The sequence below is a fragment of the Streptomyces sp. NPDC059003 genome, assembly GCF_042740445.1.
GTDB lineage: Bacteria > Actinomycetota > Actinomycetes > Streptomycetales > Streptomycetaceae > Streptomyces.
The window spans coordinates 35,869-53,416 of record NZ_JBHYJH010000054.1 but is presented as its reverse complement, the minus strand read 5'-3'; the positions used below and the strand labels follow the sequence as shown (position 1 = coordinate 53,416).

Sequence of the window (17,548 nt, the reverse complement as noted above, 5' to 3'; positions counted from 1 at the left end):
GCCAAGGACAGTGAGGGAACGGGGACCCGATGGGACAGGGGCGACGCAGTCAGGCCGAGCGGGACGCCATGACGGTCGAGATCGGGTACGCGCTCGCCAGCGCGACGGTGGTCGCGCTCGCGGTGATCGCTGTCGTGGTGGCGGGACCGGCCATCGCCTTCGACCTGTCGGACGGCACGGAGAAGAACCTGCTGTACGCGGGCGGGGCACTTGCCGCCGTTCTCTTCCTCGTCCGGCTCGTCACCGTCCTGTGGCGCTTCGGCACCCGCGGTCCTCAGCCGAGCCAGCCGGGCCGGACCAGCCCCGACTCATAGGCGAGCACGACCAGTTGGGCCCGGTCCCGGGCGCCCAGCTTCACCATCGTGCGGCTCACGTGCGTCTTGGCGGTGAGCGGGCTGACGACGAGGCGGCGCGCGATCTCCTCGTTCGACAGGCCGATGCCGACGAGCGCCATCACCTCCCGCTCCCGCTCGGTGAGATGGGCGAGCCGGTCGGCGGCGGCCGGCTCCTTGGAGCGCGCGGCGAACTCCGCGATGAGGCGGCGCGTCACCCCGGGCGAGAGCAGCGCGTCCCCGCCGACCACGGCCCGTACGGCGCGCAGCAGTTCGTCGGGCTCGGTGTCCTTCACCAGGAAGCCCGAAGCCCCCGAGCGGATCGCCTCGAAGACGTACTCGTCGAGCTCGAACGTGGTCAGCATGACGACCTTCACGCCGTCGAGGCCGGGCTCGTCGGTGATGCGGCGGGTGGCCGCGAGCCCGTCGAGCAGCGGCATGCGGATGTCCATCAGGACGACGTCCGGCCGCAGTTCGCGCACCATGCGCACGGCCTCCGCGCCGTCCGCCGCCTCGCCGACGACCTCGATGTCGCTCTGGGCGTCGAGCAGCGCCTTGAAGCCGGCGCGCACCAACGACTGGTCGTCGGCGAGCAGTACGCGGATCACTGGTCCTCCTGAGGGGCGGGAGCCGAACCTGTGGGCAGCACCGCCGTGACGCGGAAGCCGCCGTCGGGGCGCGGGCCCGCCTCGATCGTGCCATCCAGCGCGGCGGCCCGCTCCCGCATTCCCGCGAGGCCGTTGCCGCTGCCGCCCGCGTCCGCGCCGGTGGCGGGACCGTCGTCGTCGACACGCAGGGTCACGCTCCCGGGCGCGTGCCGCACCAGGACGCGGGCCTGCCGCGAGCCCGAGTGACGTACGACGTTGGTGAGGGCCTCCTGGACGATGCGGAACGCGGCCAGGTCGGCGCCCGGCGGCAGCGGTGACCTGCGCCCCTCGGTCGTGACCGCGACCGTGAGGCCCGCGCTCCTGGCCTGGTCGACCAGCTCGGGGAGACGGTCGAGTCCGGGGGCCGGGGCGCGCGGGGCGTCGCCCGGGGCGCGGAGGGTGTCGAGGACGTGGCGGACCTCGCCGAGCGCCTCCTTGCTCGCGGCCTTGATGGTGGTCAGGGCGGTGCGGGCCTGTTCGGGGTCGGAGTCGAGCAGGGCGAGGCCCACGCCCGCCTGGACGTTGATGACGGAGATGCTGTGGGCGAGGACGTCGTGCAGTTCGCGGGCCATGCGCAGGCGCTCCTCGTCCGCGCGCCGCTTCGCCGCGAGCTCGCGCTCGGCGCGCTCCTTGGCCCACTGCTCGCGCCGGGTGCGGGCCAGCTCGGACACGGCGATGATCACCACCACCCAGAGGACGACGACCAGTTCCTCGCCCCAGGGGTGGGTGCCGTCGTCGTCGGGCGGCAGCCAGCGGTACAGGACCTGCGTCACGAGGACCTGCCCGACCCACCACAGGGCGACGGCGCCCCACGCCGCGTGCCGGTGCCCCGCCACGATCGCCGCGAAGCAGCCCACCGCCACGGTGAGGAACACCGGCCCGTACGGGTATCCGCCGCCGAGGTAGACGACGGTGGCGGCGGACGTGAAGTACGCCACGGCCACGGGGTGCCGGTGGCGCATCAGGAGGGAGACGGAGGCCGCCACGAGCAGCGTCCGCGCGAAGAGGTCGAGCGGCTGGCGGTCGGGCTGGCTCTCCTGGGCGAAGCCCGAGCCCACCTGGACGAAGAAGGTGAGGAACGCCGTCGTCAGCCACGGCAGGCGGCGCGACGACTCCTCCCAGAGGCGCCACCACGGCGGACCCTGCCACCGCCATGGGGATCCTCCCCCGCTCGGGCGCACCTCATGGCGTTCGCGCTGCTCATCCATACGGCCACGCTAGACGGCGGCCGCGACGGCGGGCGTCCGCCGGGCGTGGCGATCAGGCGTACTCCCCGGGGAGTACGCCCGCGCGTTCCGCGGGAAGCACTCAGGGCGTCGCGCGGCGAGCACGCCGGGCGCTCAGTCCTTCGTGACCGGCCGGTGGCGCCCGCGCGCGTTGGGCTGGGTCGGTACGCGGCTCTCCGCCCGCGCCCGTGCCCGGTACTCGGCCAGCTCCCGCTGGAGCGCGCACATCCGCTCGTACGTCTCGTACAGGTAGCGCACCTTGGTGCGCAGGATCCAGGGGTCGATGGGCTTCACGACGATGTCGGCCACGCCGAGCAGCAGGGCCGCGGACGACAGCTCGTGGCTCACGTCGAAGCCGGTGAGGAGGATGACGGGGAGCTGCTGGGTCTGTTCCACCCGCCGTACGTAGCGCACCACGTCCAGGCCGCTGACGCCGGGCATGCGCATGTCGAGCAGGGCCACCGCGATGTGGCCGCGGAGTATCTCCTTGAGGGCGTCGTCCCCGTTGGTCGCGCGCGTCGTCTCGTACCCGAGCGGAGCGAGCGCGCTCTCGAGTGCGAACAGGTAGTCCTCGTGGTCGTCGACCACGAGGATCTTCGAGCTCGACGGCATGGCGTGGAGTCCCCTCGTCCGAGTAACCAGCCTATGCCCCCGGCGCGTTGCGGAAACCTTCCTGCCCAGAGGGAGGGGGCAGCTCTTTCGCCACGCGTGACACCTGGGGCACAGCCGTCACGGCCGCCTGCCCCGTGGAGGGGCTGCCTGCCGTCCTGTGAGAGGGCAGGCAGCCGCCGGGCTAGCGATCGAGCTTGCTGAGCATGCGGCCCGCGACGGGGTGCGTGCGGACGATCTCGGCGAGCGTCGTGGCACCGCGGGTGATCTTCGCGAACGCGTTCCACGCGGGCCGGAAGCCGGTGATCGCCGTGTGCAGCACGCCGGGGCGGCGCTCGAAGAGCGTGAGCATGCGGCGGCCGACGCCCATCTCCACGCCGAGGCCCGCCTTGATCGCGAACGCGTAGTTCAGGGCCTGGCGGCGCGCGTCCACCGCGTCGTGCGCCTCGGCGATGCGCACCGCCCACTCCCCCGCGAGCCGCCCGGAGCGCAGCGCGAACGAGATGCCCTCGCGGGTCCACGGCTCGAGGAGGCCCGCCGCGTCGCCGCACACCAGGACGCGACCGCGCGAGAGCGGCGAGTCGTCGCTGCGGCAGCGCGTGAGATGCCCCGACGAGATGCTCGGCTCGAAGCCCGCGAGGCCGAGCCGGGCGATGAAGTCCTCCAAGTACCGCTTCGTCGCGGCGCCTTCGCCGCGCGCGGAGATCACGCCGACGGTCAGCGTGTCCCCCTTGGGGAACACCCAGCCGTAACTGCCCGGCATCGGCCCCCAGTCGATGAGCACCCGGCCCGCCCAGTCCTCCGCGACGGTCTCGGGCACCGGGATCTCCGCCTCCAGGCCGAGGTCCACCTGGTCGAGCTTGACCCCGACATGTGCTCCTATGCGGCTCGCGCTGCCGTCGGCGCCGACGACCGCGCGGGCCAGGACCGTCTCGCCGCTCTGCAGGACGACGGCGACCGTGCGCCGGTCGGGCACCGCGGGGCCGTGCTGCTCCACGCGCGCCACCGTCGCGCCCGTGCGCAGCTCGGCGCCGGCCTTCTGCGCGTGCTCGACCAGCTGCTGGTCGAACTCGGGGCGGTTGATCAGGCCGAACAGCGTCTTCCGCGAGCGGCGGGTGCGGCCGAACTTGCCGTCGAGGGTGAACGTCACCGCGTTCACCCGGTCCCGCAGGGGCAGCTCGAAGCCCGGTGGCAGCGCGTCCCGCGACGGGCCGATGATGCCGCCGCCGCATGTCTTGTACCGCGGCAGTTCGGCCTTCTCAAGCATCAGTACGCTGCGTCCCGCGACGGCTGCCGCGTAGGCCGCCGAGGCGCCCGCAGGGCCCGCGCCGACCACGACGACGTCCCACACCTGCCGCGCGTCGTCCGCTGAGTTCTCGCTGCTCACGTTGGTCTTCCGCTCCCGATCCCGCTCTTGGCCGCGCTGTCCGGACTCTCCTGGGCCCTCCTGAGGCATCCTACGGCGCACGCCCTCATGACCCTCCTGTGGGAGGATCACGTACACCCCGCACAACGTCGCACCCACAAGGAGCGTGCCCATGTCGCCGCGTCCGATCGCCGAGACCGTCGCCTCCCTCATGCCGAAGGCGAAGGCGGAGCTCACCGAACTGGTGGCCTTCAAGTCGGTGGCGGATTTCGAGCAGTACCCGAAGAGCGAGAGCGAGGCCGCCGCGCACTGGGTGGCCGATGCCCTGCGCGCCGAGGGCTTCCAGGACGTCGCGCTCCTCGACACCCCTGACGGCACGCAGTCGGTGTACGGCTACCTGCCGGGCCCCGCGGACGCCCCGACCGTGCTCCTGTACGCGCACTACGACGTGCAGCCGCCGCTGGACGAGGACGGCTGGGCCACGCCCCCGTTCGAGCTGACCGAGCGCGACGGCCGCTGGTACGGGCGCGGCAGCGCCGACTGCAAGGGCGGCGTGATCATGCACCTGCTCGCGCTGCGCGCCCTCAAGGCGGGCGGCGGCGTCCCGGTCAACGTGAAGGTGATCGTCGAGGGCTCGGAGGAGCAGGGCACGGGCGGCCTCGAGCGGTACGCCGAGCAGCACCCGGACCTGCTGCGCGCCGACACGATCGTCATCGGCGACGCGGGCAACTTCCGCGTCGGCCTGCCGACGGTCACCGCGACGCTGCGCGGCATGACCCTCGTACGCGTCCAGATCGACACCCTCGAAGGCAACCTGCACTCGGGGCAGTTCGGCGGTGCCGCGCCGGACGCGCTCGCCGCGCTCGTGCGGGTCCTCGACTCGCTGCGCGCCGAGGACGGCTCGACCACGATCGACGGCCTGGACGGCGCCGGCGTGTGGCAGGGCCTCCAGTACGACGAGGACGCCTTCCGCAAGGACGCCAAGGTCCTCGACGGCGTGGGCCTCATCGGCGACGGCAGCGTCGCCGACCGCATCTGGGCCCGCCCCGCCGTCACGGTCCTCGGCATCGACTGCCCGCCGGTGGTCGGCGCGACGCCGTCCGTGCAGGCGGGGGCGCGTGCCCTGATCAGCCTGCGGGTGCCGCCGGGCGTCGACGCCGCCGACGCGACCAAGCTGCTGCGGGCCCACCTGGAGGCCCGCACGCCGTGGGGCGCCCGCGTGCGCACGGAGCAGATCGGCCAGGGCCAGGCGTTCCGCGCGGACCTGACGAGCCCGGCGTACGAGGCCATGTCCGCCGCGCTCAGCGAGGCCTACGACGGCCAGCAGATGCAGGCCTCGGGCATGGGCGGCTCCATCCCGCTGTGCAACACGCTGGCCGCCCTCTACCCGGAGGCGGAGATCCTGCTCATCGGCCTGAACGAGCCGGAGGCGCAGATCCACGCGGTCAACGAGAGCGTGTCGCCGCAGGAGCTGGAGCGCATGTCGGTCGCGGAGGCGCTGTTCCTGCAGCGGTACGCGGCCGGTAGCTGACCCCCAGGCCCCGCACTCCTCGCCCCGGCCCCGGGAATTCCCCGGCGGCCGGGGGGTGTTGGCGCGAACACGGTTCTTGATCGTGTTCGTGTTCGTGTCTGGAGGGGCCTGGATGACTGTTCTGGTCACCACACCGAACGGTGCGGTGGGACGCCATGTGGCCGCGGCGCTGCGCGACCGTGACGACGTCCGGTTCCTCGTCCGGTCCGAGGCGGGCGCGGCGGCGCTCGGCGCGGTCCGCGGCGAGGTCGTGCGCGGCGACGCCACGGTCGCCGCGGACGTCCGGCGCGCGGTCGCGGGCGTGGACCGGCTGTATCTGGCGCACCCCTTCGCGGCGGACCAGGTCGCGGCCGAAACCGGGCTCGCGCTGGCGGCGGTCGACGCCGGGGTGCGCCGCGTCGTCAAGCTCGGCGCCCGCGCGTTCGCGGGTGCGGGGATCGTGCCGGACGCCGTCACGGGCGCCCACGAGGCGGTCGCCGAACGGCTGCGCGCGGCCGGTGTCCCGGAGCTGACGGTCCTGCGCCCCGACCGCTTCCTCCAGAACTTCCTGGCGTCGGCGGCCACGATCGCCCGCGGCACGCTCGCCGACCCCGCCGGGCCCGCCGGGTCGCGCGGCTATGTGGACGTGCGCGACATCGCGGAGGTCGCCGTCGCCGAGCTCCTGGCCGAGCGCCCGGTGGGCGGCGACATCGACCTCAGCGGTCCCGAGTCCCTGACCCTGCCGCGGCTGGCCGACCGCTTCGGCGCGGCACTCGGCAGGCCGGTCGCGTACGTCGACGTGCCCCTGGACGACGCCTGGCGGGCGGGGCTCGCGGAGCGCGGGGTGCCGCCACAGGTCGTGGCCGGGCTGCACGACCTGTACGCGAACTACCGCGCCGAGGGCGTGGCCGGGCTCGGCGACGGGGTGCGTCGGGTGCTCGGGCGTGCGCCGCGCTCGGCGGCGGACTTCGCGCGGGAGGTCCTTGTGCGGCCGGGGCCGGGGCGTGAATGAGCCCCGGGGCCGCGTGGGCCCCGGGGCTCGGCTCCCCCCGATCCGCCGAGGGGCTCTGTGTGCGCCTGGGCTGATCGGCTACATACAGAGCACGTCGACGGAGCTCATCTCTCCCTGGTGCGGCCCGGCGAGGTTCCCCTGGAACCACCGCGGCATGGGGCCGAAGTACCCGCCCTGGTTGGTGTCCTTGAAGATCAGCACGATGTTGTTGGTCCGGTTCCAGGCCGAGGATGCGGCGTCCCTGAACCAGCTGGGCACGTTGTGGCGGCCGCAGCTCGGCACGACCCACATCTGTCCCTCCCCGCCGAGCCCGCGGAAGAAGCACGTGCCGCCGCCGCACGCGTCGTAGGCCGCGGCGTGGATGTCGTCCCCTCTGATCTCGTACAGGCCTTCCGACCCGGGAACCCGGGTCACCGTGGTCTTCTCCTTGTCCGCCCCCGTGTCCGCCGCGGACGCGGTGACGGCGGAGGGTCCGGCGATCGTCGCGACGACGGCCGCGAGCGTGACGAGCATCTTCTTCTTGCGCACAGCTTCTCCTTGTCGCAGAACCAGAAAAGGAAAAGGGCTCAGAAGCCCCCGTGTTGCGTGCTCGGCATCACCGTGCCCCGCCGTGCCCCCTCATGTCGTTGGCACGGAGCGCAAGAAGGCTTGGCACGTGGCGCACGGGACGGCCGGCAGGCCGTGGGCCGCCCGTCTGAGCTCGCTGGGCGGCACGCCGTACGCGGCGCGGAAGGCGCGGCTGAAGTCCGCGAGGGCGCGGAAGCCCCAGCGGGCGCTGATCTCGCCGATCGTCCGGTGGCGCAGCCGGGGGTCGCCGAGGTCGGCCCGGCACCGTTCCAGGCGGCGGCGCCGGATCAGGGCGGCGACGGTCTCGGGCTGGGTGCGGAACAGCAGGTGCAGGGCGCGTACGGACATGTGGTGGTGCGCGGCGATGGTGGCGGGCCGCAGGTCGGGGTTGCCGAGGTTCTGCTCGATGAACGCCCTGACGCGGGTGAGCAGCAGGTTCTCGCGGGTCTCCACGGACAGGGCGGGCGTGGCGTCGACCTGGCCGGCGACGAAGGCGAGCGCCAGGTCGAAGCCGATGGCGCCGAGCCGCTCCAGCTCGTCCTGACCGCACCGGGTGGCGTTCTCACGGAGGCCCGCCAGGAAGTGGCCGAGCAGCGTCCCGGCCGGGGAGCGGGCGGCCGAGGAGCTGGTCCGCCTTGTCGAGCGGCAGCCGCACCGACGCCCTGGGCAGACGGATCAGCGTGACCCGGCTCGGGCGCCCCTCGTCCAGGAACTCGGCGGCCAGGGGGTGGGACGTGTCGAACAGGCCGATGTCCCCGGCCCCGATGCGCACCGCGTTCCGCGACTGCTCCAGGAGGATCGGGCTGCCGTGCACCATGAACAGGAAGTAGTCCTCCGGGTCGTGCCCCCGGATGTGGGTGCGCCGTCGGCGGGACGACAACGGCGAGCAGGACACGGCGGCCACCCGGGCGGCCGGTGTCTCCACCGCGTGCACCCGTCCGCGGAAGCGGTCGGCGTACGTGCTGGTCATGAGCGTGGGGATGGTGGTGTGCTCCATCAGATGGTTCCACCACTCGAACCGCTCCGCCTGCGGCACATCGTCCGTGGACACGGTGGTGACCGTTGCTGAGGACATCTGTCGATGGTCCCGGGGCGCGGCCCGCCGGAGGAAGGCGGAGCCCGGTCAGATCCGCTCTGCGGCGGCCCGTGCGCGTCCGTACCGCGTCGGCCCGGGCGCGTCCGCTCTACAGCAGCCCATGGTCGCGCGCGTACAGCGCCGCCTGGGCGCGGCCGCGCAGGCCGAGCTTGGTGAGGATGCGTGAGATGTGGTTCTTGACGGTGCCTTCGCTCAGGTAGAGCCGGGACGCGATCTCGCGGTTGGTGGCTCCGGCGGCGACGAGCCGCAGGATCTCGACCTCGCGGGCGGTCGGTTCGGCGTCGCCCTGCGGGGACGGGGGTGGAGCTGGGGGTGGGGACGGCGCTGCGGCCAGGCGGCGCGCGACCGCCGGGTCCAGCTGGGCCACGCCCCGGTGCGCGAGCCTTACGGCGGCGGCGAGTTCGGCCGCGGGCAGGCTCTTCAGGAGGTAGCCGACGGCACCGGCGCGCAGCGCCCGCAGTACGTACTCCTCGTCATCGAAGGTCGTCAGCATGACCACCTTGCAGCCGGGCGCCCGGTCGCCGAGGGCCGTCACCGCGTCGACGCCGTCCATCCCCGGCATGCGGACGTCCATCAGGACCACGTCGGGCCCCAGGGCGAGGGCCGCGTCGACGGCCTCGGCGCCGTCGGCCGCCGTACCGACGACACGGACACCGGCCTGGATGCCGAGCAGCGACGCGATGCCCTCGCGGACCAGCTCCTGGTCGTCGACGACGAGGACGCGGACGGCGGCGGGGCTGCGTGCGGAGTCGCGGCCGCGTACGGCGTCGGGGCCGCGCAGAGCATCGGGGCCGCGCACGGAGTCGGGCCCACCGGAAGCGTCGGCGGCATCGGCAGCGTGGGCGGCACCGGAAGCGTCCGCGCTCATCGGTCCCGCCCGGTCGGTTCCGCGCCAGGCCCGACGCCCGTCGCCCGCGGCACCGTCACCGTGAGCGTCGTGCCCGCACCGGCCGCGCTCTCGATGTGCAGGGCGCCGCCGAGGAGTTGGAGCCGCTCGCGCAGGCCGCGCAGGCCGACGCCGGGCACCCCGTCCGCCGGTGCGTATGCGGGCAGGCCGCGCCCGTCGTCGGCGACGGTGAGGCGGGCGTCGGACGCGCCGTACTCCAGGGACACGGTGACGTGCCGGGCGTCCGCGTGGCGGCGGGCGTTCGTCAGTGCCTCCTGGGCGGCGCGGTACAGCGCGGTCAGCGGGCCCGTGCCGTACGCCGTCTCCTGGTCCTGTCCGGCGATGTCGAGGGTGACGCGCGGCCGGTCGGTGCCGGTGTGGCGGACGAGGTCGGTGAGCGCGGACGCCAGGGAGAACGGGTCGGCTTCGTCGCGCAGGGCGCGCACCGACCGGCGTACCTCTTCCAGGGCCCGCCCCGCCGACCAGCGGGCGTCGGCGACGGCCCGGTCGGCCGCCGCCGCGTCGAGGTCACGGAAGGCCTCGGCCTTCTCCAACTGCACGGCGATGGCGGTGAGATGGTGGCCGAGGCTGTCGTGGATGTCGCGGGCGAGCCGGTTGCGCTCCTGGGCCGTGGAGAGGTCGGCGACGCGCGCGGCGTACTCCCGCAGCCGGCGGTGGGACGCGGTGAGTGCGCGCACGGTCGACTCCAGGCGCCGCCGGGCGTCCTGCTCGCCGGTCGCGACGGCCGCCATCGACACGGCGAGCACCAGGCCGAGCCCGAACATCAGCAGGTCGGAGATCGCCCCGGCGTCCGCGTACCAGCCGTCGACGGCCAGCGCGTACCAGCACAGCAGCGCGCCGACGCAGCCCGCGCCGAGCACGAGGCTCGCGCGGCGCCCGAACGCGAAGTACGCGGTGAACGGCACCAGGACGAACAGGGCCCGCGACAGGCCCGCGCTGTCGCAGGCGGCCACGGCGACGAACAGCGCGACCCGCAGGGCGAGGACGGCCGCCGCGGCGAGGCTCCCGCGCGCGCCCGCCCGGCACCGCCGCCGCTCGACCGCGTCCAGGGCGAACAGGGCGGCCACGGCCGCGACGAACCCGGCGGTGCGCGCCGGGTGTTGGGGGTCGTCCCCGACCACGTCGTAGTACACGCCCGCGAACAGCACGGCGGCGTAGAGCACGGACGAGACCCAGGGCACGGGGTGCGACCGGTCCCGCTCCACGCGCGCGTGGACCGCGTCCCCGGGCTGCGCCGCGACCGTCATCCCTGCCTCCCCCGACCCGTCTGCCGATCACGGTACTGGGGGCGCACGGCCGTAACGAGCCTTCGGGCGGGCCCCGGCCGACTCCGGCCGATCGGCAGGTGCCGAACGGCAGGGCCCGGCCGGCCGCCCGCCCTGACGCGTGACCGTACGCCTGCCCGCCGCTCTGGCCGGACGGCACTTATGGCCGCCCCCGCCGCCTCCTTACGGTCGCCCTGCCCTCCCGCACCGCGCGGGGACCGACGACCGAAAGGGCCTGCTCCATGATGTTCCGTCATCTCTCCGCCGTAGCGGCGGCGTTGCTGCTCTCGACGCTCACCCCGACGGCCGCGGCCGCACCGGACGGCGACGGCGGCTGCCCCGGCGAACAACTCCGCGTCCCCGGCGCCGAGCGCACCGTCGCCGCGTGCCTGCGCGACCTGACCACGGCCGGTACCGTCGCGTCCGGCCACACCGACCCGGCGGACTGGGCGGGCCTGGAAGCGCCTGGCACCCGCAGTCCGAGCGGCGTCCCCGGCGTCCAGCTCGACGGCTACTTCCCCGACTCCTCCACCACGAACAGGACGCACGGCTGGGACCACGACAGCCAGTTCGTGATCCGCCTCCCCGAGCGCTGGAACGGCGGCCTGGTCGTCGCGGGGCCGCCCGGCGTCCGCGAGCAGTACGCCAACGACCGCACGATCGGCGACCACGTCCTGGCCCGGGGCTACGCGTTCGCCGCCACCGACAAGGGCAACACGGGGCCCACGCTGTACCGGGACGGCAAGCGCCCCGGCGACGCCATCGCCGAGTGGCATCTGCGCCTCACCCAGCTCACCGTCGCCGCCCGGAAGGTCGCGGCCCGGCACTACGGCCGGGCGCCCCGGCACACGTACGCGGCGGGCATGTCCATGGGCGGCTACCTGGTGCGCTGGCAGCTGGAGAACGTGCCGCGGCTGTACGACGGCGGCCTCGACTGGGAGGGCGTGCTCCTGACCCGTCGCTCCCCCAACCTCCTCGCGACGCTGCCGCCCGCCCTGCGCGCCTACCCGCGGCTCCTCGCGGGCGAGCCGGGGGCGCGCGAGGCGCTGACCGCCGCGGGCTATCCGGCGGAGTCCGAACCCCTGTGGGAGACCCACTACCGGACGCAGTGGGACACCCTCCAGCGCGCCATCCGCGAGGAGATCGACCCCGACTACGACGGCGCCACCGAGGCCGGCACGCCGTTCTGCCGCGAGGGCACGGGCAAGGGCTGCGACACCGACTACGACTACGCGGCCCGCCCGCGCGCGGTGCACGACACCGTGGCCCGCCTGTCGCTGACCGGCCGCATCCGCCGTCCGCTGCTCACCGTGCACGGCACGCTCGACGCCCTGGTCCCCATCGGCGCGAGCTCCGACCGGTACGCGCGGCTCGTCGAGCGGGCCCACCGCGGTGACCTGCACCGCTCCTACCGCATCACCGGCGGCAACCACACGGACGGCCTGTACGGCGCGCACCCTCGCCTGGTGCGCCCCCTGCTGCCCTGCGCACGCGACGCCTTCGACGCGCTGACGGCCTGGGTCGAGGAGGGCGCGGCCCCGCCGCGCAGCCGCACGGTGCCGCGGCCGGACGGCGACGACCCGGTGAACACCTGCACGCTCTGAGCCCCGGAACCGACCGGCGCGTCCCGCGTCCCGCGTCCCGCCTCTGCCTCTGCCTCTGCCTCTGCCGTGGGCAGAACCCGTACGCCCAAGGCGAAGTGATCTCCCGTCGGCGGCGGCCGCTTCCTACGGTCGCCGCATGAACACCATCGAGATCACCGAGGTCCTGCCCCGCCTCCACCTCCTGCGCTTCCCCGTCGGCCAGGCCTACCTGTGGCGGGACGGCGACGAGCTGACCCTCGTCGACGCGGGCCCGCCCGGCGCCGGAACGGAGCTCGCGGACGCGATCACCGGACTCGGTCTGCGCCCCCGCGACGTACGCCGCATCGTCATCACGCACTTCCACAGCGACCACGCGGGCGGCGCGGGCGAGTTCGCGGAGCTGAGCGGTGCCACGGTGTACGCGCACCACCTGGACGCGCCGATGGTGCGGGGCGAAGTGGCGGGCCGCGCGCCGGACCTCGAGGACTGGGAGGTGCCGATCTTCGAGTCGGCATCGAAGCAGGTGCCGAAGCCGACCGAGCGACGCGTGTACGCCGCCGACCTCAAAGAAGTGACGGACGGCGACGTCCTCGACTTCGGCGGCGGCGCGCACGTGGTCGGCGCGCCGGGGCACACCGAGGGCAGCGTCGGCCTTCATCTGCCGCACCACGGCGTGCTGTTCACCGGCGACGCCGTCGCGCGCACACCCGAGCACGGCGTGCTGCTCGGCGTGTTCAACCAGGACCGGGCCCGGGCCGTGGAGTCCTTCCACCGGCTCGCCGCGCTCGACGCGGACGTGGCCTGTTTTGGACACGGCGACCCCGTGACGGAGAACGCGTCGGCGGTGCTGCGGGCGGCCGCCGCGCGGTACGTGCCGTGACCTCCCAGGAGCCGGGGCGACCGGATCAGTCGCCCACCGGCTCTCCCGCCTCCAGGTACAGGGCCTGGCCGCGCTCCCGCGCGCGCAGCGCCCAGCGCAGCCGTTCGTAGCGCACGGGCGGCAGCAGTCGGGCGGCCTCGTCCTCGGTGACGAAGCGGAAGCCGCGCAGTTCGGGGCCGGGAAGGAGCACGCGGTGCGCGTCGGCGCCGTCGAGGACGCCGCCGTCGAAGAGGAAGCGCATGCCGCCGTAACCGGGCGGAGTGGGCGGTTCCCAGTCGGCGACAAGGAGACGCGGGACCTTGCTCAGCTGGATGCCGGTCTCCTCGGCGACCTCGCGCACGCCCGCGCACGCGGGCGCCTCGCCCGGTTCGACGACGCCGCCGGGGAACTCCCAGCCCGCCTTGTACGTCGGGTCGACGAGCAGGACCCGGTCCTGCTCGTCGAAGAGGAGCACACCCGCGGCGAGCGTCTCCGCGGTGGGCTGGGGGGTCTGCACGATGTCGCACGCGGCGGCGGCGCCGGTGCGCACGGCGTCGGCGATGTGCTCGGCGGTCTCGTACGGGGTCAGGAAGCTGGTGTCGACGCGCAGGGCGTCCGCGGCGAGCCAGTCGCCGAGCGCGGCGCGGTAGGGCTCGATGTGGTCGAACGACCATTGGCGGACGCGCAGTTCGCCGTCCGGCAGGTCCGGGGGGACTTCGCGCCGGGATATGCGTTCGCGCAGGATCGTTTCATCCGGTGCCAGCAGCACATGGCGTACGGGGATCCGGCGCGAGGCCAGGCCGCCGAATATCTCGTCGCGGTACTCCTGGCGCAGCAGTGTCATCGGCACCACCAGGACACCGCCGACCTCCGCGAGCAGCGCGGCGGCCGTGTCGACCACCAGGCGCCGCCAGATCGGCAGGTCCTGGAAGTCGGTCACTTCGGCGAGGTGCTTGGCCGGCAGCAGCTGCGGCAGGGCACCGCCGATGACCTCAGGGTCGAAGAGCGTGCTGTTCGGGATCAGCTCGATCAATTCCCGTGCGGCGGTGGTCTTGCCCGCACCGAACGCGCCGTTGATCCAGACGATCACGGTTCCCCCTCTTCTGTTGGCCCCCAGTGGCTTGCCCGCAACACAGTGCCACGGAAACCAGCCGTTGATGAGGGCCACGGCACCCAGGCCAAAAGCAGCCACATCATGTCAAGTCACTCAGGTCATTTTCCCTCCATCGAGTGACGCCTTCCTCGCGCGAATCGTTCCCGCACCTCATGGCGGCCGCCCGCCCGCTAGCGTGATCCGCCAGGCACCCCGGCCCCTGGTGACCTCCTCATTCCGGTTGCTTCACGCAGCCACCCCGGCGCGCGCACCGGCCGGGGCCCGCCCCGGGGGGACTAGTGCATCAGGACGAACTGAGCGAATTCGCGTGCGAGATTCCGGAGTTACCGCCTCGGGTGTACGAGTCCGGAGGCACCGTCGTGGTGGAGCTGCGCGGTGAGGTGGACCTCGTGGGGTTCCAGCGAGTGGCACCTGTCCTCGACCCGGTCACCGCGGGCCCGGCGAGTACCGTCGTCATCGACCTGACCCACACGACGTTCGTCGACTGCTCGGGCCTGTCGCTGCTCATGCGGGCCCGGCGCAGGCTCGCCACGAGGGGCGCTCGGCTGCGGGTGGTGTGCACGGACCCGATGACCCTGCGGATGATGGGCATCACCGGCGTGCAGATGATGCTCGCGCCGGTGCCGTCGGTACGGGAGGCACTCGCGCCGCCCGACTCCTAGGACGGGTGGGAGAGCGGTGGGAAATCCGCTCGCCGACGGCCGCGCCCACGGGCAGGGTGGTGCCATGAACCCCCAGCCCGACGACGTACCGGACCACTCCTGGCTCGGTGATCCGATCGATGCCCGCCCGCTGTTCGCCCTGGAGCACGCGCGTCTCATCGCGACGCTGCGTGCTCTGGAGCCCGCCGACTGGCGCGCGGAGGCGGTGCCCGGCTGGACCGTGCGCGATCTCGCCGCACATCTTCTCGGCGACTGCTACGGACGGCTCGGCCGCGACCGCGACGGCCATCGGGACGGGCCCGCCTTCGCCCCCGGGGAGACCCTGGAGGCGTTCATCCACCGCGTGAACCAGGAGTGGGTCGACGCCCACGCCCGGGTGAGCCCGGCCGCGCTGACCGACACGCTGGACCTGGTCGGCGCGCAGGTCACCCGCTTCTTCGCCACCGCCGACCCCGGCGCGCCCGCGCTCGGCGTGTCCTGGGCGGGGGTCGATCCCGCGCCGATGTGGCTGGACAGCGCCCGCGAGTTCACCGAGTTCTGGACCCACCGTCAGCAGATCCGCCACGCCACCGGCCGGGACACCGACCCCGAGCCCCGCCTCCTGGCCGTGGTCCTCGACACCTTCCTGCGGGCCCTGCCCCACACCCTGCGCGAGGCCGCCGCTCCCGTCGGCACCCAGGTCCAGGTGAGCGTGGACGGCCCGGCGGGCGGCACCTGGACCGCGACCGCCGTCGCGGGCCGCTGGTCCCTGGCCGAGCGGCCCACGGGACAGCCCGCCGCCCGCGTACGGCTCGACGCGGAGACCGCGTGGCGGCTGTGCACCCGCGGCATCGAGCCCGCCACCGCGCTCGCCCGCGCCCGGGTCGACGGCGACCGTCACCTGGCGGAGGCCGTCTGCCGGATCGTGTCCATCGTCTACTGACGTCTCCTGAGAACTGACGTCTCCTGAGACCGAGTTGTCGGGGCGGCCCGCGGCGGGGCCGCCCCGGCCGCGTTCAGGACTGCGGACGCTTGCCGTGGTTGGCCGCGTGCTTGCGGCGGGCCTTCTTCTTGCGGCGTCGCTTCGAGGACATGGACGCGCTCCTCTCCCGGCCGGGAGTTCTGGGTACTTTTCCACCCTTTCACACCCCTGTCGCGCCCGCGATTCGCCGCGGTACGGGACGGCTCTCAGGCTCCTCGGGTTCCTCAGGCCGAGAGGTCCGAGAGGTCTGAGAGGTCCGAGACGACCGCATGCTGCCACCGCACGTTCTCGCGCCAGTACCGCCACGCCTCGTCCCCGGCGAGCACCGCCTCCAGGGCGTCCTCCAGGCTCAGCGCCGCGCGCCCCATCGTCTCGCGCAGGATCACCACGGCCGACCGGAGGCCGATCAGGGCGCTGCCCGCGAGATACCCGAGCGCGGGCGCCGGATCGGCCGCGCCCTGCGCGCGGGCAGCCTCGATCAGCGGGTGCAGCCAGCGCGCCGCGCGCTCGTACGCGGACTCGCCCGGGCGGAGCGCCTCGGCGAGCAGTGGCTCCAGGGCGCGGGCGAGCCGTGCCTCGTACGACGCCGCGCTGTCCCGCACCCACGGGTAGTCCGTGGTGAAGTGCTGCCACTCCGGGCCCACGCTCATCCCGTCCACCCAGTCGGGTCCCGGGGGCCGCAGCCCGTCGTCGCCGCCGTGCACGAAGGCGGCGCGCACCGTCGCGTAGTCGGGCGTGGTGTGCTCGGCGAGGAGCACCGCGTCGTAGAGGTCCTTGCCCTGCGGGTGGTGGTCGTTCGTCAGCCACAGCAGCTTCCACGCCAGGGAGAGGCCGGGCGTCACGGTGAGCACGCGGCAGCCCGGTCCTTCGCCGAGCGGTCGCAGCGCCGTCCGCTCGGCGGGCACGGGCAGCGTCTCGTTGAAGACCACGTCGAGCTGGACGGTGCCGCCCGCCGTGCCCGGCGCCGTCCACGGCAGCAGCATCCGGCGGCCCGGCACGCGGTCGTACGTCCAGATGTCCTCCGTGACCATGCCGCGCGGGTCGAGCCGCACCGGGCCCGTCGCACCGGCCGCTCCGGCGTCCCGCGCGATGTCCCAAAACAGCGACTCCGTACGGGGATCGGTCATCGCCAGATCTTGCGGTACGACGACGAAGTCGAGGTCGCCCGGGTCGCGGGCCGCGTCGCCGAACCAGGTGGCAAGGAGCACGCTGCCGCGCAGCACGAGGTGGTCGGCCCAGGGGCCGTCGGCGATCGCGGCGAGCACGGTGTCGAGGGCGGTGCGCCGGGCCCGGCGCCAGGCCTGCGCGGCCGCCGCGTCCGGAAAGCGGGGCTCGCCCGCGCGGTACGCGTTGTTGAACTGCTTGAGCGCGGGGTCGAAGACGAGCGGCTGCGCGAGGCCGTCGGGCGCGGGGAGCAGGGTGTTCGGCAGGTGGTACCGACCGCGCACGTCCGCACCCGGTTCGGAGTGCGGGACGTCACGCGTACCGACCCAGAGCCGGGTCCAGGCGACGCCGTCGGGCAGGGTCGGCTCGGGGGTCGGCCCCGGGGTCGGCTCGGAGTACTGCACGGGGGTCACTTCCGGGTTCGGCTCGGAGATCTGCACAGGGGCCGACACGGAGGTCGGCTCCGCGCTCGCCTCGGGGATCGCCCCGGCGCTCGGCTCAGGGGTACCCTCCGGGGCCACCTCGAAGATCTGCACGGAAGTCGGCTCAGGGCTCACCTCAGGGCCCGGATCGGGAGCCGCCTTCGGGGTCGGATCCACGCTCGACTCGGGGAACGCCCCGGCGCTCGGCTCCGGAATCGCCTCCGGAGCCACCCCGGAGATCTGCAC

At 74.0% G+C, this 17,548-nt stretch carries 19 protein-coding genes; 7 read left to right on the top strand and 12 right to left on the bottom strand.

From position 1 onward, the window contains the following. Nucleotides 1-29: 29 nt before the first annotated feature. A complete protein-coding gene (locus tag ACFWZ5_RS20420; protein ID WP_384789860.1) occupies nt 30-314 on the top strand; it encodes a DUF6332 family protein in 285 nt (94 codons plus the stop codon). Here the strand turns inward: ACFWZ5_RS20420 and ACFWZ5_RS20415 are convergent. The 4 genes from ACFWZ5_RS20415 to ACFWZ5_RS20400 all read right to left on the bottom strand — a co-directional run bounded on the left by ACFWZ5_RS20415 (nt 275) and on the right by ACFWZ5_RS20400 (nt 4,201). Beyond that, complete coding sequence (locus ACFWZ5_RS20415; RefSeq protein ID WP_384789862.1) at nt 275-940, bottom strand: response regulator; 666 nt, start codon at nt 938-940, stop codon at nt 275-277. The genes ACFWZ5_RS20420 and ACFWZ5_RS20415 overlap by 40 nt on opposite strands. Next, on the bottom strand, nt 937-2,187 hold the full coding sequence (locus ACFWZ5_RS20410; RefSeq protein WP_384789866.1) for a sensor histidine kinase: 1,251 nt from the start codon (nt 2,185-2,187) through the stop codon (nt 937-939). The genes ACFWZ5_RS20415 and ACFWZ5_RS20410 overlap by 4 nt, the downstream gene beginning before the upstream one ends. A gap of 132 nt (nt 2,188-2,319) precedes the next feature. Continuing rightward, nucleotides 2,320-2,817, bottom strand: coding sequence for a two-component system response regulator (locus ACFWZ5_RS20405; RefSeq protein ID WP_384789869.1), 498 nt, complete (start codon nt 2,815-2,817; stop codon nt 2,320-2,322). Nucleotides 2,818-2,998: 181 nt separating this feature from the next. Continuing rightward, nucleotides 2,999-4,201 carry a geranylgeranyl reductase family protein gene (locus tag ACFWZ5_RS20400; RefSeq protein ID WP_384789872.1) on the bottom strand — a complete coding sequence of 401 codons (1,203 nt, stop codon included), beginning with the start codon at nt 4,199-4,201 and terminating at the stop codon, nt 2,999-3,001. Nucleotides 4,202-4,352: 151 nt separating this feature from the next. Between ACFWZ5_RS20400 and ACFWZ5_RS20395 the strand changes: the two genes are divergently transcribed. After that, complete coding sequence (locus ACFWZ5_RS20395; RefSeq protein ID WP_384789875.1) at nt 4,353-5,711, top strand: dipeptidase; 1,359 nt, start codon at nt 4,353-4,355, stop codon at nt 5,709-5,711. Nucleotides 5,712-5,823: 112 nt separating this feature from the next. Beyond that, nucleotides 5,824-6,702 (top strand): NmrA family NAD(P)-binding protein, encoded by an 879-nt coding sequence (locus tag ACFWZ5_RS20390; RefSeq protein WP_384789878.1) that lies wholly within the window; start codon nt 5,824-5,826, stop codon nt 6,700-6,702. A 78-nt stretch (nt 6,703-6,780) separates the two neighbouring features. On the opposite strand, the gene ACFWZ5_RS20385 is transcribed toward ACFWZ5_RS20390, so the two are convergent. The 5 genes from ACFWZ5_RS20385 to ACFWZ5_RS20365 all read right to left on the bottom strand — a co-directional run bounded on the left by ACFWZ5_RS20385 (nt 6,781) and on the right by ACFWZ5_RS20365 (nt 10,519). Beyond that, nucleotides 6,781-7,230: a peptidase inhibitor family I36 protein gene (locus ACFWZ5_RS20385; protein WP_384789880.1), complete on the bottom strand. Its 450-nt coding sequence runs from the start codon at nt 7,228-7,230 to the stop codon at nt 6,781-6,783. 90 nt (nt 7,231-7,320) lie between these two features. Further along, entirely contained in the window at nt 7,321-7,722 is a 402-nt protein-coding gene (locus ACFWZ5_RS20380; RefSeq protein WP_384789883.1) for a helix-turn-helix domain-containing protein, read from the bottom strand. 109 nt (nt 7,723-7,831) lie between these two features. Then, the gene (locus ACFWZ5_RS20375; protein WP_384789886.1) at nt 7,832-8,344 is read right to left on the bottom strand and encodes a hypothetical protein; all 513 of its coding nucleotides are present in this window, start codon (nt 8,342-8,344) and stop codon (nt 7,832-7,834) included. Nucleotides 8,345-8,453: 109 nt separating this feature from the next. Then, nucleotides 8,454-9,233, bottom strand: coding sequence for a response regulator (locus tag ACFWZ5_RS20370; RefSeq protein WP_384789888.1), 780 nt, complete (start codon nt 9,231-9,233; stop codon nt 8,454-8,456). Next, nucleotides 9,230-10,519 (bottom strand): sensor histidine kinase, encoded by a 1,290-nt coding sequence (locus ACFWZ5_RS20365; protein WP_384789891.1) that lies wholly within the window; start codon nt 10,517-10,519, stop codon nt 9,230-9,232. The genes ACFWZ5_RS20370 and ACFWZ5_RS20365 overlap by 4 nt, the downstream gene beginning before the upstream one ends. Nucleotides 10,520-10,779: 260 nt before the next feature. Here ACFWZ5_RS20365 and ACFWZ5_RS20360 point away from each other — a divergent pair, with 260 nt between their 5' ends. Beyond that, complete coding sequence (locus ACFWZ5_RS20360; RefSeq protein WP_384789894.1) at nt 10,780-12,141, top strand: tannase/feruloyl esterase family alpha/beta hydrolase; 1,362 nt, start codon at nt 10,780-10,782, stop codon at nt 12,139-12,141. Nucleotides 12,142-12,286: 145 nt separating this feature from the next. Next, nucleotides 12,287-13,000 (top strand): MBL fold metallo-hydrolase, encoded by a 714-nt coding sequence (locus ACFWZ5_RS20355; protein WP_384789963.1) that lies wholly within the window; start codon nt 12,287-12,289, stop codon nt 12,998-13,000. 25 nt (nt 13,001-13,025) lie between these two features. Here ACFWZ5_RS20355 and ACFWZ5_RS20350 read toward each other — a convergent pair whose 3' ends face one another. Continuing rightward, nucleotides 13,026-14,069 carry an NUDIX domain-containing protein gene (locus tag ACFWZ5_RS20350; protein ID WP_384890911.1) on the bottom strand — a complete coding sequence of 348 codons (1,044 nt, stop codon included), beginning with the start codon at nt 14,067-14,069 and terminating at the stop codon, nt 13,026-13,028. Nucleotides 14,070-14,428: 359 nt separating this feature from the next. Between ACFWZ5_RS20350 and ACFWZ5_RS20345 the strand changes: the two genes are divergently transcribed. Further along, entirely contained in the window at nt 14,429-14,755 is a 327-nt protein-coding gene (locus tag ACFWZ5_RS20345; RefSeq protein WP_384789900.1) for an STAS domain-containing protein, read from the top strand. 64 nt (nt 14,756-14,819) lie between these two features. Next, nucleotides 14,820-15,677 carry a maleylpyruvate isomerase family mycothiol-dependent enzyme gene (locus ACFWZ5_RS20340; RefSeq protein ID WP_384789903.1) on the top strand — a complete coding sequence of 286 codons (858 nt, stop codon included), beginning with the start codon at nt 14,820-14,822 and terminating at the stop codon, nt 15,675-15,677. 73 nt (nt 15,678-15,750) lie between these two features. Here ACFWZ5_RS20340 and ACFWZ5_RS20335 read toward each other — a convergent pair whose 3' ends face one another. Beyond that, nucleotides 15,751-15,828, bottom strand: a complete 78-nt coding sequence (locus ACFWZ5_RS20335; RefSeq protein WP_375256634.1) for a 50S ribosomal protein bL37 — start codon at nt 15,826-15,828, stop codon at nt 15,751-15,753. Nucleotides 15,829-15,940: 112 nt separating this feature from the next. After that, on the bottom strand, nt 15,941-17,548 hold a 1,608-nt coding region (locus tag ACFWZ5_RS20330; protein WP_384890908.1), incomplete at its 5' end, for a nucleotidyl transferase AbiEii/AbiGii toxin family protein.